Origin of the sequence: Pseudomonas sp. BN505 (assembly GCF_029873175.1) — a bacterium.
In the GTDB taxonomy this organism is placed as follows: domain Bacteria; phylum Pseudomonadota; class Gammaproteobacteria; order Pseudomonadales; family Pseudomonadaceae; genus Aquipseudomonas; species Aquipseudomonas putida.
On the sequence record NZ_SSOI01000048.1, the window covers coordinates 54,381 to 67,086 of the forward strand.

The window sequence follows — 12,706 nt, forward strand, 5'->3', positions numbered from 1 at the left end:
CCATTCGCGGCACAAGGCCGCTCCTACAGGGATATGCGTCCCCTTGTAGGAGCGGCCTTGTGCCGCGAACGGGCCGCAAAGCGGCCCCATTACATCAATATCAGGCCAATTCTTCGGCCTGATCCTCACGCACAACCGCCTTCACCTCATCCAGCCGGCTGATGAACTTCCAGTCCGCCTCGTCGATGTAGATGCCGTTCGGCCCGCTGCCGCCTTCCAGGTCGATCGCCACGTGCGCGGATACCTGTGGCTTCACACTCGCCAGAATCGGTACGAAGCCCAGCTGCAAACTGGTCTCCAGCAGTGCGGCCTGGTTGCGTTCGTCGATGTCCGCTGCTTCGTCCAGGTAGTACGGCAGGCGAATGCGCCCGGCCAGGTCGCGGTCCATCAGGTGCAGCAACAAGTACATGTTGGTCAGCGCCTTGATGGTCATGGTGGTGCCGTTGGACGCAGCGCCGTCGATGTCGGCGTGGATGATCGGCTGGCCGTTGACCTTGGTGATCTCGAACGCTAGCTCGAACAGGTCTTTCAGGCCCAGCTGGTTGTGGTTGGCTGCCACAAGGCGTGCCAGGTATTCCTTGGCCTCTTCGTTCTTGTTGTCCTGCTCGGCGCTTTGGGTCAGGTCGAACACCGACAAGGTTTCGCCTTCTTCGTACTGGCCGGCACTGTGGATGATCTGGTCGATGTGCTTGAGCGCTTCCTTGTTCGGCGCCAGCACCACGCGGAAGCTCTCCAGGTTGGAAACCTGGCGCTTGTTGATCTCGCGGTTGAACAGGGCCAGCTGGTGCTCGAGGCTGTCGTAGTCACTGCGGATGTTGCGCAGGGTCCGGGCGATGTCGGTGACCGCGGCGCGGCGTGCCTTGGCCAGGGTCAGGGCTTCTTCGGTACGGTGCGCATAGGCGTTCACCAGCAGCTGCAGGCGGCGCTCCATGTCGTCTTCGCTGTCGAACTTGGCCACGCCTTTCAGGCGCACCTGGGCGTACAGCGCCTCGATCTGGTTGTCTACCCGTTGCAGGCCTTGCCAGCTGTCCTGGTAATCGTTGAGCAGGGGCAGCAGGTTGTCCATCGAGTCGTCGATGGCTTCCATGAACGGGGTGCCGTAAGGCAGGTCGGCCGGCAGCAGCTGGCGACGGCGCAGGGCGTCTTCCAGGGTGCGCTGCTTGGACTCGAGGTCGCCGATCTGGCGGCCGACCAGCTGCAGCTTGGCCGACAGCTGCTGGACGCGCTCGGTGAAGGCATCACTGGAGCGCTTGAGTTCGTCCTGGGCGGCTTCCAGTTGTGACAGCTGTTCCAGCTTCTCGGGCTCTTCGGCGGCTAGGGTTTCGCTGCGGCGGAAGTCTTCCAGCGCCTTCTGCGCGTCCAGCACTTGCTGGTACAGGGTTTCGGTCTGCGCCTTCGAGGCGGTGCGGTCTGCGGTTACAGCCTGCTGGGTCTTGAGCTGCTTCAGCTCTTTTTCCAGGCGCTCTTTCTGGTCGCGCAGGGCGGCGCGGTCGGCCAGGGCCTGCAGCGCCGGTGGGTCGATGTGGGTGAGGTCGATGGACAGGCCCGGGGCTTCGAAACGCTCGCCCTTGAAACCGTCCAGCACCGCTTCCAGCGATTTTACCCACAGGGCGCTGTCGTCCAGCTCGATGCCACGGTCGCCCAGCGGCAGGCTGAACAGTGCACCGTTGAACAGGCGCATCAGGCGGTCGACGTCCTGCTGCGAGAACTCCTCGCGCAGGCGGGCGTAGCTGTTGTTGTCAGCGTGGTCCAGTTGCTGCTTGACCTGCTTCAGGCGTTTTTCCAGGTCGCGTACGCGCTCGTCCAGGTCTTCGGCACTGAACTGGCGCGACTGCGCCAGGGCGCCGGCCAGTTCGTCGTGGGCGTCCTTGGCCGCCAGCAGCTGCTGCTCCAGTACCTTGACGTCATCGACCAGGGCAAAGCGGTGCTTGAGCACCGACAGCTCGCCCAGCCAGCGCTGGATACCGGTAATCTCACGCTCCAGGCGCATCAGCTCCTGGGTGCCGCCGCGCTGGTCGTTCTGCAGGCGGTCCTGCTCGCCACGGTAGTGCTCGGACTGGATGACCAGCTCTTCCTTGCGCGCCATGGCGTATTCCTGCCAGGTGCCCAGCAGGGTGTCGAGCACTGGCGAAATGCGGTGCAGCTTGCCACGCAGGATGTCGCGCTGGGCTACACCACCGGCCAGGGCCTCGACCAGCGGGCCGGCGGCGACCAGGGCGTTGTAGTCCTGCTCCATGCGGCGCACGTCGCGGAAGGCTTCCTCGCACGCGGCGATGTAGTCGACGCTGCCCGAACGCAGGCTGTGCTCGAAGGCGTCCAGGAACAGCTGCTTGAGCTTGGCCGCGGTGATTTCGCGCATGTGCAGCAGGTTGATGAACAGCGCGCGGAAGGTTTTCAGGCTTTGCTCGCTGGTGGAGCGCAGCGGGATCATGGTCAGGTCCAGCGGCACCGAGGTGTGGCCGCCAACCAGCAGGCGGCGCAGTTCGTCCGGCTTCAGCTCGTAGGCTTTGATGCCCAGCCGCTCCAGGTTGGTGAACAGCTCTTTCTGGCGCAGGCAGGTGTCGTTCTTCTGGTAATGGGCCAGGTCCAATTCGCCTTTGTAGGCGAAGAACTGGTGACCGAAACCGCCGCCCGGGCCGCGGCCGACCACGCCGATCACGTGCGGGCCGTGGGGCAGGCTCAGCTCACAGAGAATGTAAGAGGTGTCGCTGGCGAAGTAGAAGCGGCGCGACTGCTCGAGGCTGTACTTGCCGAAACTCATGTCTGACATGCGTGCCAGGATCGGGAACTGCAGGGCGTTGATCGACGCCGACTTACCCAGGTTGTTGGCACCGTAGACCGACAGCGGGTGTTCCAGCGGGAACAGGCCAAGGCTGTAGCCGGCGGTGTTGAGCAATGCAAAGCGGCGGATGCCGTAGCGTTCCTGGCTCATGCGTCAATCTCCTGTTGCTCTTCGCGGATGGCCCGGGCCAGGGCGTCCTCATCGCTTTCCTCGCCCTCGAAGGGCGTGAGGTCGAGCGGATCGTCGGTGCGGTTGAGTTCTTCGGGGCTTTCTTCCTCGACCAGTACCGGGGTGGGCAGCGGCAGGACGCTGTGCAGGGTGGCGGCCAGGTCGCGGTCCTGCTGCACCGAAAGGCACACATCGAGGAAGCGGTGCATCGGCGGCAGGAAGCGGTAGATGCCGCCTTCTTCATGGGCGAAGCCGAGCTGGGTCATGCGGCGCAGGATTTTTTCTTCCAGCTCGTCCACGGTCTGCACTTCGGCCTGCAGGAACAGGTCGCGGTACTTGTCCAGCAGCGATGGGAGTTCGTCGCGGCCGATGCTGCCGCCGTCCAGCACGGCCATCGGGTCACGGCCCTGGTCGGCCAGGTGCTCGACCAGGATGAAGGTGAACAGCGACAGGCGCTGCGCGGTCTTGTTGACCTGCGCGGCGGTCATGTCCGGCACGAAGTAATAGAAACCGCGGGTGTCGCACACCAGCTCGAAGCCCAGGGCCTTGAACAAAGTGCGGTACTGGTCCTGGAAGTTCGACAGCTGCGCGTACAGCTCGGGATCGCGGCGGCTGACGTGGAAGCCTTTGAACAGCTCGCGGAAGATCGGCGCGAGCTGGGACAGTTCGGAAAGATCAAGATGCATGGGCTGGGCTCGCGTTGGGTTCGGTAGGCGCGCTGGTGGCGTCTTCGCGGCTGGAGGTCAGGGCGTACGAGCGCAGGCTGACCAAGTGTTCCTGGGTGGTGTATTCGCGGCGGTCGAGGCGCTCGCGCTTGAAGCGCTTTTCTCGCGACAGGCGCGAGAACCAGTACAGCAGTTCGTCGGTGGCGCCTTCGGGTTCCTGCTCCAGCAGCCAGACCATCAGGTCGGGCAGCGGCAGAGCCTGTTCGCAGCGTTCGGCCATTTCCTTCACCGTGCGCGGTGCGCGGGGCAAGTCGCCGGATTGGGTCTTGTGGGCCTTGGGGAAGCGCGCCGGCTTGGGCTCGAAGCGCGCCAGGGCGTACACATAGGCCTCGACCTGGCTGGCACTGCCGAGGAAGGTGCTCTGCGGGCGGGTGAACATCGGCATGGCCGCCTGCGGCACGGCATCGATGCCCTTGCGCCGGATCACCGACAGGGCCAGCGCGGCGCCACGGGTCACGGCGTTGTGACGGCGGGCTTCTTCGCGCAGCGGCAGCAGCAGTTCACGGGCGTGGCGCAGGGTCAGCTGGGCGCTGGTCTGCATTTCCAGGATGCGTGCGTGGGTGCGCAGCAGCATGTCGTCGTCGACCAGGTGGCCCAGGCGGGCCTGTTCGCCCAGCAGCTTCAGCAGCACGGTCTCGACCTTGCGCACGCCTTGTTCGAAGGCGCCGTCGGCGTTCACCAGCTGGATCATCGGCTCGACGTATTCGTCCCAGGTGGCCAGTACTTCGGCGTAACGCTGGCGCAACGGGATCTGGCGGTTGCTGGTCTTGGCCCGCTCGGCCACGGCTACCAGTGCCTGTTCGTCGTTATCGAGCTTTTTCAGTACATCGCGCACGCGCATGTCGAGCAGGCGCAGCTGGCGCGCCAGGTCGTCGCTGTCGCGGTTGTCGAAGGCGTCCTGGATATGGCCGGCGAGGCGTTCGAGGTGGCGCAGATAGGCTTCGATCTCCAGGCACAGGCCCAGCCGGTGTTCGCGGCGCAGGTAGGCGAGGAAGTCGTGGATCTGCGCGTTGAGCTCGAAGCGGTTCGGGCTCTTGGCCACCGGGACCAGGATGTCCAGGCGGATCCACACGTCGAGTAGCTGGGTGATGTCCTGCGGGGTGCTTTCGAGCTGCTGGCGGGCCACATGCTGGCGCAACTCGACCAGGCTCAGGGTGCCCTGGTCGAAACGCTCGCACAGCGGCTCGATCAGGGCCCAGTGTTCGGCTAGGGCGCGCAGGACGCGCTTGGGTTCGATCATTGGCTTCGACTCGTTGCCAAGAAAAAGGGGGCGATTGTACTGCATCCGGGGGGGAGGTTTTCACCCCTTGGTCTGTAATGAGAGATAACCTTTTTGTTTGTGGGTGTATGGCGTTGTTTTTGTGGTGGTGTGGAGATCGAGCGCCGCCCGCGCGGCGCTCGGTCTGATAGGCGCTGCAAAAGCCACGGCGTACACGTTAGAATGGCCAACTGTCTTGAGCCCCTCGGATATCCGCCCCTTGCTGACCGAACCCCGTCGCCGCGCCTACCTTTCCGCCATGCAAGTGGTGCACTGGCTGCCGCGCGCCGAACTGCCGTTCGCCGCACCGTCGCGGCCCGAGCTGCTGCTGCCGGTGGGGCCGGTCGAGGACATCGATTTCGAGGTCAGGCCGGCACCGGCTGCAAACGAAACGCCCGCCAGCCCCCAGGCCCGCTCCGGTGAGCGGCCGAAAATCGAGATTCCGCGCCCGGGTAGTGCGCCCAAGCCTGCCGCCAAGCCCGTCGAAGCCGAGGAGCAGCCCGCACCGCCACGGCCGGCCCCGGTGCCGCCACCGCGCTTCTCGTTGCAGTTGCTGCGCGCTGGCAGCTGCCTGCTGCTGGTCGAACTGACCACCGGCCAGCCGTTCCAGAGCCGCGACCCGTCCTACTTGCTGCTCAAGGACATGCTGCGCGCTGCCGGCCTGCCTGACGCCCCGCAGATCATCGGCGAACCGGTGCGCTGGCCGTTGCTGGTACGCGGCAACATGGACCAGGGCCCCGAAGCCGCGCGCGACTTCGTCCAGGGCTTTGTCCAGGCGCGCCTGGAAGATTGCCCGAGTGCCTGCCTGTGGCTGATCGGCTTGCCGGCACTGCGCTTTGCCGCCAATGCCGATGCCGAGGCCTATTACCAAACCCTTGAGCTGGACGGCCTGGGCGATGCCTGGGCGCTGCCGGGCCTTGAATTGTTGATGGACGAGCCGCAGCGCAAGGCGGACGTCTGGAAAGCCATGCGCCAGCTGATGGCGCGCTGGAAGAGCGTTGAATGAGTGAATCGATCAGTTTCCGCCCGATGAACGAGGCGGATCTGGAAGCCGTACTTAAGATCGAATATGCCGCGTTCAGTCACCCTTGGACCCGCGGGATCTTTCAGGATGCGCTCAAGTCCTACGAAGTCTGGCTGATGTTCGATGGCCAGCAGCAGGTTGGCCATGGGGTGATCAACGTGATCATCGACGAGGCGCACCTGCTCAATATCACCGTCAAACCGGAAAACCAGGGGCGCGGCCTGGGCCTGCGCCTGCTGGAGCACCTGATGGCCCGGGCTTACCAGCTCAATGGCCGCGAATGCTTCCTGGAAGTGCGCGCCAGCAACCAGTCGGCCTATCGTTTGTACGAGCGCTACGGTTTCAACGAAATCGGCCGCCGTCGCGACTATTATCCGATTGCCGGGGGCCGTGAAGATGCCCTGGTGATGGCCTGCACGCTGCTTGAGGACTGACCTCGCACAGTCGGCGCCATCCACCGCGTAGCTTTGTTTGTTCTCTATGCAGGGATGGATAAAGAATGAAAAAACTGCTTCTGGCGGCAGGCCTGCTGATAGCGGGTACTGCCCACGCCGACCAACGCGACCTGTGGATGTTCGCCCAGTGGGCCGGCGACCATCAAACCCGTCCCTTCCGTGAAATGCTGGTGGATGCCCGCCTTTACGGTGTAGTGCCTATCCACCAACTGCTGCGTTCGGCCTCGGACTGGAAGCTGTGCCACGCGTCTCCCTTCGCCGTGCCGCCTGTCAGCAACTGGCCGGCTGTACGCTCGACCCTCTCGCTTATCAAGGTGCTCGACGGCCAAGGCATCCTGCGCCAGTTCGAGGTGGTTTCGGCCTATCGCGACCCTCGTCTGAATACGTGCGCAGGCGGTGCTGCCAACAGTGCCCATACCCGCGCCTTCGCCGTCGATATTCTGTTGCCGGCCTGGGCCGACCCTAACCCGCTGTGCCGTTTCTGGCAGCAGCATGGCCAGGCGTGGAGCATGGGCCTGGGGCGCTACCCGTCGGGGCGCATCCATCTGGATACCGCGGGCTATCGCACCTGGGGCGGCGATGGCAGCGCGGGGTCGTCGTTTTGCGTCAAACCCAAGTGAGCCAGGCAGCGCTGGCACTCACCCATTACCCACTCTGCGAAGCGCTGGCGCTTGCCGCTGTCGCCCAGGGGCTGTGGGCTAAGCAGGTGATAAGCCGAGCCATCGCGCACAAAGCCGAACGGTGCCTGCAACTGCCCGCTGTCGAGTTCGTCGCGCACCATCAGGGCTGAGGCCATGGCCAGGCCCAGGCCGGCGCTGGCGGCCTGGATCGTCAGGTAGAAGTGTTCGTAGTCGCTGCGTTCGTTGTGCCGCGCCTGCTGGCCGCTGAGGCGCAGCCAGGTGGGCCAGGCAGCGGGGCGGGTGGTGCTGTGCAGCAGGCGTTGGCCGTCGAGCTGGGTGGGGGAGGTGGGGTGGCACACCGGGCCGATCCATTCGTCGCAGATTTTTTGGTTGAACAGCTGGTTGTCCCAGTGGAAGTCGTCGCGGCGGATGGCCAGGTCGACACCGCTGCGGGCGAAGTCCAGCGGCCCGCCGGCGGCCACCAGGTGCAACTGCAGGTCGGGGTGGTCAGCATGGAAGCGGGGCAGGCGCGGGATGAGCCAGCGCATGGCGATGGTCGGCTCGCAGGACAGCACCAGCACATTGTCGCGGGCCTGTTGTTGCAAGCGCTGCACGGCGCCTTCGAGCTGTTCGAAAATCGCCTGGGTGGTGCCTTGCAGGGCACGGCCGGCGGAGGTGAGGAAAATGGCCCGGTTACGGCGCTCGAACAGCGCCACGCCAAGGCTTTCTTCAAGCAGGCGTATTTGGCGGCTGACCGCGCCGTGGGTGACGTGCAGGTGCTCGGCGGCGCGCACGAAGCTCTCGGTCTGGGCGGCGATGTCGAAGTAGCGGAAGGCGTTGAGCGGCGGCAGTTTCATGGCATCCCTTTTTACCTGTGCCGGCCTCTTCGCGGGTGAACCCGCTCCCACAGGGATCTCATCACACCTGAGAAAAGCACATTACCTGTGGGAGCGGGTTCACCCGCGAAGAGGCCGGTACAGGGTCTAAATATCTGTGAGTAAAACTATCAGATATGCCTCACTATAAATCGATTTTTCCTGGTTCATAAGCCCTCGATAATCCCAGTTCTGTGCATTTTCATCGCCTATCGAGAGCCATCAGCATGACCGAAATTATCGCCGTCGCCCTGTTCACCTTGCTCGCTGTCATCAGCCCTGGCGCCGATTTCGCCATGGTCACCCGCAGCAGTTATGCACAAGGCCGCAAGGCCGGGCTGGCCGCCGCGATCGGCATCGCGTTGGGGGTGCAGGTGCACGTGCTGTACACGGTGCTGGGCATTGCCGTGATCATCAGCCAGAGCCCGGCGCTGTTCCTGGTCATGAAAGTGCTCGGTGCGGGTTACCTGATCTACCTGGGCTACAAGTCGCTGACCAACACTCAGCGCATCCACCTCGAGGGCGGCAGTCAACCCGCCGCCAGCGTGCTGAGCGCTCTGCGCACGGGCTTTCTGACCAATGCCCTGAACCCCAAGACCATGTTGTTCGTTATCAGCGCTTTCACCCAGGTGGTGCAGCCGGGCAGCCCGCTGGCGCTGGATTTCGCCTACGGCGCGTTCATGTCCTTTGCCCATTGGCTGTGGTTCAGCCTGGTTGCAGTGTTTTTCTCCAGTACTGCGTTGCGCAAGGCGATGATCGACCGGCAAGTGCTGGTGGACCGCGTCATCGGGCTGGCTTTGATCGGGCTTGGGCTGGCAGTGGCGGTGACGGGGATTCGTTGAGGGGCGATTGCATGTTGGGGGTAGCTGCTTGCTCAAATTGAAAGCGTGCAGCTTTTTCGCAGGCAAAGAAAAAGGGCTTACCTTGCGGTAAGCCCTTCGTCTTGTTTGGTGGCTACACAGGGACTTGAACCCCGGACCCCAGCATTATGAATGCTATGCTCTAACCAACTGAGCTATGTAGCCGATGGCGCGCATTATTCTCTTGAACGGACCCTCTGTCAACACTCATTTCAAAAAAAATTTGCACGCTTTCAAAAACTTAGCGGCCGGGCTTGCTTTCAGTGCACCACAAGCCAGTGCCCGAGCACGCCCTGAAGCTGCAGATGCTGGGCCGCCGCCAGTGATTGCAGGCTTTCGCCAGGGCGGTCAAGGTTGAAATCACCGCTCACGCGCCGATGGGCCACTTGTTCATCCGCCATCCACACGCGCTGCCCTTGGTAGCTGGCCAGGCGCTCCAGCACCTGGCCCAATGGCATGTCGGTGGCTTTCAGACGGCCGTTGCGCCAGCTGTCTGCGGTTTTCAGGTCAGCCTTCTGCACCGGGTCGATGCGTGTGTCATTGAAGGTGACCCGCTCGCCTGCAGAGACCATGCGCTGTTCACCCCCCTGGGTAACCATGGCCTTGCCACTGAGTACGACAAGTTCATCATGGCCGGCATGGCGGGCTACCTGCAGGCGGGTGCCGAACACCTGGATGCGGGCGTTGCCCACGTCCACTTCCATGGCCCGGCCGTCGAGCACGACTTCCAGGTACACCTGGCCCTGCACCAAATGCAGTTGGCGGGTGCGGCCACGCAGGTCGATGTTCATTGCGCTGGCGCTGTCCAGGTTCAGGGTCGTGCCATCGGCCAGGCGTGTGCTGCGCCGCTCGCCCACGTCGGTGTGCAGCTCGCTGGCCAGGCGTTGCAGCAGCGGCCAGTACAGGTAGGTTGCGGCGCCCAACCCGACCAGGAACACCAGCGCCAGCCATTTGCCCAGGTGGCTGCGGCGTACCGTGACGTGCCGTGGGCGAGGGCGGGCGGGTGGTGGTTGCAGCTGTTGCCAGAACGTTTCCAGCTCGGCGTAGGCGTGGGCGTTTTCGGGTACCTGGCACCAGGCTGCGAATGCCTGGCGCTGGGTTTCGTCGCAACCGGGCTGGCGCAACAGCGAAAACCATTCCAGCGCTTCCTGCTGTGGGTCGGGCTGCTGCAGCTGCTTGGCGGGCATCGGGCTCATGGGTTCAGTCTGCTCACGATAGGGGCCGTTTCGCCCAACGATGACAGGGGTATGGGTCGAGGATGCTAATTATATTGAGAACCATTTTCAAGTGCGTTGCGACGGAGGGATAAAAAAGGTAGCTATGTATCTATTTGTTTCCCGATAATCGGATCCCAAACTGCGGACGGAGATTCAGGCACATGGCCACCAGTAGCGCCTCCACGGCGTCCACCAGCGCAGCGGCGAGCCAAGCGACGCCGCTGGTAATGCGCATCATCGGCTTCTGCGCCCTGGCGCACTTGATCAACGACCTGATCCAGTCGGTGCTGCCGGCGATCTACCCGATGCTCAAGGCCAATTACGACCTGAGCTTCGCCCAGATCGGCCTGATCACCCTGACGTTCCAGATCACCGCTTCGCTGCTGCAACCCTGGGTCGGTTTTTTTACTGACCGCCGGCCAGCGCCGAACCTGTTGCCGATGGGCACCCTGTGCACGCTGGTGGGGATCGTGATGCTGGCCTTCGTCGGCAGCTTCCCGATGATTCTGCTGGCTTCGGCGCTGGTGGGCATCGGCTCGTCGACGTTCCACCCGGAAACCTCGCGTATTGCGCGCCTGGCCTCTGGCGGGCGCTTCGGCCTGGCCCAGTCGACCTTCCAGGTGGGCGGCAACACCGGCTCCGCACTGGGCCCACTGCTGGCGGCGGCGATCGTCATTCCGTTCGGCCAGACCCATGTGGCCTGGTTCGGCCTGGCCGCGTTGTTCTTTCTTGGTGTAACCCTGATGCTGCGCGGCTGGTACAAGGAACACCTCAACCAGGCCAAGGCGCGCAAGGCGGTGCAGGCCACCCATGGCATTTCACGCAATCGGGTGATCGCGGCGCTGATCGTGCTGGGCCTGCTGGTGTTCTCCAAGTACTTCTACATGGCCAGCTTCACCAGCTACTTCACCTTCTACCTGATCGAGAAGTTCGATGTGTCGGTGGCCAGCTCGCAGTTGCACCTGTTCCTGTTCCTGGGTGCAGTGGCGGCGGGCACGTTCTTTGGCGGCCCGATCGGGGACCGCATCGGGCGCAAGGCCGTGATCTGGTTCTCCATCCTGGGGGTGACGCCGTTCACCTTGGCGCTGCCATATGCCGACCTGTTCTGGACCACCGTGCTGAGCGTGGTGATCGGCTTTATCCTGGCCTCGGCGTTTTCCGCGATCGTGGTGTATGCGCAGGAACTGGTGCCGGGTAGCGTGGGCATGATCGCCGGCATCTTCTTCGGGCTGATGTTCGGCTTTGGCGGCATTGGCGCGGCGCTGCTGGGGTATGTGGCGGACCTGCGCGGTATCGAGTATGTGTACGGGCTGTGCTCGTTCCTGCCGTTGTTCGGGTTATTGGCGGTGTTCTTGCCGTCTACAGGTAAACGCTGAAATCGCTGGGGGCTGCTTTGCAGCTCATTCGCAGTACAAGGCTGCTCCTACAGGCAGCACGCGCTCGTTGTAGATACTCTGTTGGCGGTCAAGCTTTTCTAAGGTGTTCAGAGCTGAAAAGCTTGGCCGTATCAAATGGTTCATCGCCGCGCATGCATGCCCATATGCCTGTCAGGTACTTGCGCATGACAGCGGCGATCGCTTGCATTTTTTTCTTCCCCCTGCTGACCAGCGATTCATAAAAGGCCTTCGCGTAAGGATCGCAGCGCACCGCCGTCAGCGCCGGCATGTACATGGCCGCCCGTAAATAGGCATTCCCGCTTTTGCCGAGCCGACCAGGTTTATCAATGCTTGTCCCCGACTGTGTCTGTCGAACATCTAGACCAGCATGACGAGCGACCTGAGAGGACTTGAGCATTTGAGGAAGGGTGGTCAGCTCAGCCAAGGCAGCAAGTGCCGAGACTTCTCCCATTCCCGGGCCCGCTAGTAACTGCTTGTACTGCCGGTTAAGCGTCGGACACTGAGCGATCAACTCACGTCCGGCTTTGCGGAAACGCTCAATGCGATTGTCCAAAGTGGCAATCGCTTCCTCTTGATCTTCGATCAGCATCGACACGGTCGTAGCGGTCGCCTGCAATGCATGCAGCTCATTCTTCGCCCTGGTGCGGTGCCCGACCAGACGATTGATGTGCCGGCCAAGAGCCCTCAGCTCAAGCTGTACGGAGCTTGGCGGTGTCCACAAGCGCGGTGTCATACGTTCACCGTACTCGGACAGCAACTGAGCATCTATCGAGTCAGTTTTACTGTTCACCAGCATCAGCTTGGCGAAATTATGGAAGCTCTTGGGGTTGATCACCGAAACAGGAAGGTCCGCAGCATGCAGCTCAAGGGCCAGGTCCAGGTAATAGATTCCGGTCGCCTCCATCACGATCGACTTGGGCTTGAGCGCCTGCAGCTTTTTCACCGCTGCCTTACGACCAGCAGGGGTTTGAGCGATATCCCACTGTCCAGCGGGACGCCCATCTTTACGCACCCCAACGATCGACGTACGAGAACCAATATCCAGGCCCACACAGACATTCATTCTTCCCACTCCCAAGCGAGTTAGGTAACAATGGCCTCCGGTTCCCCGACCTCGAACTTCATGCCGCTGCAACCTTGTAATGCGAAGTCCGACTTGTCGGCTTCTCGATACTCTTCGTAGTGGGCAATGAGGCGGGGGGCCTCTCTACAGACAAGGTCAGGGGCAAACCCTGCCTTCAGGAGCGATCGGCCTCCCCGGAAGTGCTTCTATAGCCTGACGAGAATAACCTCTCTCATCAGGCTAGGCACAACATACAAGGAGC

General features: G+C 62.9%; 11 protein-coding genes and 1 tRNA gene. 5 read left to right on the top strand and 7 right to left on the bottom strand.

Translation table 11 applies throughout. The features are described from left to right. Positions 1-100: 100 nt before the first annotated feature. The 3 genes from mksF to mksB are packed head-to-tail and all read right to left on the bottom strand — an operon-like array spanning position 101 to position 4,915. Positions 101-2,932: an Mks condensin complex protein MksF gene (gene mksF / locus E8E78_RS15690; RefSeq protein WP_061202944.1), complete on the bottom strand. Its 2,832-nt coding sequence runs from the start codon at positions 2,930-2,932 to the stop codon at positions 101-103. Next, positions 2,929-3,636, bottom strand: coding sequence for an Mks condensin complex protein MksE (gene mksE, locus E8E78_RS15695; protein WP_061202945.1), 708 nt, complete (start codon positions 3,634-3,636; stop codon positions 2,929-2,931). Before mksE ends, mksF begins: the two co-directional genes overlap by 4 nt. Further along, entirely contained in the window at positions 3,626-4,915 is a 1,290-nt protein-coding gene (gene mksB / locus E8E78_RS15700) for an Mks condensin complex protein MksB (protein ID WP_016501538.1), read from the bottom strand. Before mksB ends, mksE begins: the two co-directional genes overlap by 11 nt. Positions 4,916-5,153: 238 nt before the next feature. On the opposite strand from mksB, the gene E8E78_RS15705 reads away from it, so the two are divergent. From E8E78_RS15705 to E8E78_RS15715, 3 genes are all read left to right on the top strand, one after another. Next, positions 5,154-5,939 carry an energy transducer TonB gene (locus tag E8E78_RS15705; protein ID WP_280315185.1) on the top strand — a complete coding sequence of 262 codons (786 nt, stop codon included), beginning with the start codon at positions 5,154-5,156 and terminating at the stop codon, positions 5,937-5,939. Further along, positions 5,936-6,391: a ribosomal protein S18-alanine N-acetyltransferase gene (rimI, locus tag E8E78_RS15710; protein WP_016501536.1), complete on the top strand. Its 456-nt coding sequence runs from the start codon at positions 5,936-5,938 to the stop codon at positions 6,389-6,391. Before E8E78_RS15705 ends, rimI begins: the two co-directional genes overlap by 4 nt. A gap of 65 nt (positions 6,392-6,456) precedes the next feature. Further along, a complete protein-coding gene (locus E8E78_RS15715) occupies positions 6,457-7,032 on the top strand; it encodes a D-Ala-D-Ala carboxypeptidase family metallohydrolase (RefSeq protein ID WP_241800610.1) in 576 nt (191 codons plus the stop codon). Here the strand turns inward: E8E78_RS15715 and E8E78_RS15720 are convergent. Continuing rightward, on the bottom strand, positions 6,972-7,889 hold the full coding sequence (locus E8E78_RS15720; protein ID WP_016501534.1) for a LysR substrate-binding domain-containing protein: 918 nt from the start codon (positions 7,887-7,889) through the stop codon (positions 6,972-6,974). The genes E8E78_RS15715 and E8E78_RS15720 overlap by 61 nt on opposite strands. 245 nt (positions 7,890-8,134) lie before the next feature. On the opposite strand from E8E78_RS15720, the gene E8E78_RS15725 reads away from it, so the two are divergent. Beyond that, a complete protein-coding gene (locus E8E78_RS15725; RefSeq protein ID WP_016501533.1) occupies positions 8,135-8,749 on the top strand; it encodes a LysE family translocator in 615 nt (204 codons plus the stop codon). A gap of 106 nt (positions 8,750-8,855) precedes the next feature. Here the strand turns inward: E8E78_RS15725 and E8E78_RS15730 are convergent. Next, a tRNA-Met gene (locus tag E8E78_RS15730) sits at positions 8,856-8,932 on the bottom strand. Between the two features lie 95 nt (positions 8,933-9,027). After that, on the bottom strand, positions 9,028-9,954 hold the full coding sequence (locus tag E8E78_RS15735; protein WP_041167870.1) for a FecR domain-containing protein: 927 nt from the start codon (positions 9,952-9,954) through the stop codon (positions 9,028-9,030). 191 nt (positions 9,955-10,145) lie between these two features. Between E8E78_RS15735 and E8E78_RS15740 the strand changes: the two genes are divergently transcribed. Continuing rightward, entirely contained in the window at positions 10,146-11,360 is a 1,215-nt protein-coding gene (locus E8E78_RS15740; protein ID WP_061202950.1) for an MFS transporter, read from the top strand. Positions 11,361-11,448: 88 nt separating this feature from the next. On the opposite strand, the gene E8E78_RS15745 is transcribed toward E8E78_RS15740, so the two are convergent. After that, positions 11,449-12,444 (bottom strand): IS110 family transposase, encoded by a 996-nt coding sequence (locus E8E78_RS15745; RefSeq protein WP_016497900.1) that lies wholly within the window; start codon positions 12,442-12,444, stop codon positions 11,449-11,451. Between the last annotated feature and the right edge of the window lie 262 nt (positions 12,445-12,706).

Excerpts from the sequence above, each read along its gene's own strand:
- E8E78_RS15745 (WP_016497900.1), bottom strand. The coding sequence starts at position 12,444 with ATGAATGTCTGTGTGGGCCTGGATATTGGTTCTCGTACGTCGATCGTT.
- mksB (WP_016501538.1), bottom strand. The coding sequence starts at position 4,915 with ATGATCGAACCCAAGCGCGTCCTGCGCGCCCTAGCCGAACACTGGGCC.
- mksE (WP_061202945.1), bottom strand. The coding sequence starts at position 3,636 with ATGCATCTTGATCTTTCCGAACTGTCCCAGCTCGCGCCGATCTTCCGC.
- E8E78_RS15740 (WP_061202950.1), top strand. The coding sequence starts at position 10,146 with ATGGCCACCAGTAGCGCCTCCACGGCGTCCACCAGCGCAGCGGCGAGC.
- rimI (WP_016501536.1), top strand. The coding sequence starts at position 5,936 with ATGAGTGAATCGATCAGTTTCCGCCCGATGAACGAGGCGGATCTGGAA.
- E8E78_RS15715 (WP_241800610.1), top strand. The coding sequence starts at position 6,457 with ATGAAAAAACTGCTTCTGGCGGCAGGCCTGCTGATAGCGGGTACTGCC.
- E8E78_RS15735 (WP_041167870.1), bottom strand. The coding sequence starts at position 9,954 with ATGCCCGCCAAGCAGCTGCAGCAGCCCGACCCACAGCAGGAAGCGCTG.
- E8E78_RS15720 (WP_016501534.1), bottom strand. The coding sequence starts at position 7,889 with ATGAAACTGCCGCCGCTCAACGCCTTCCGCTACTTCGACATCGCCGCC.
- mksF (WP_061202944.1), bottom strand. The coding sequence starts at position 2,932 with ATGAGCCAGGAACGCTACGGCATCCGCCGCTTTGCATTGCTCAACACC.
- E8E78_RS15725 (WP_016501533.1), top strand. The coding sequence starts at position 8,135 with ATGACCGAAATTATCGCCGTCGCCCTGTTCACCTTGCTCGCTGTCATC.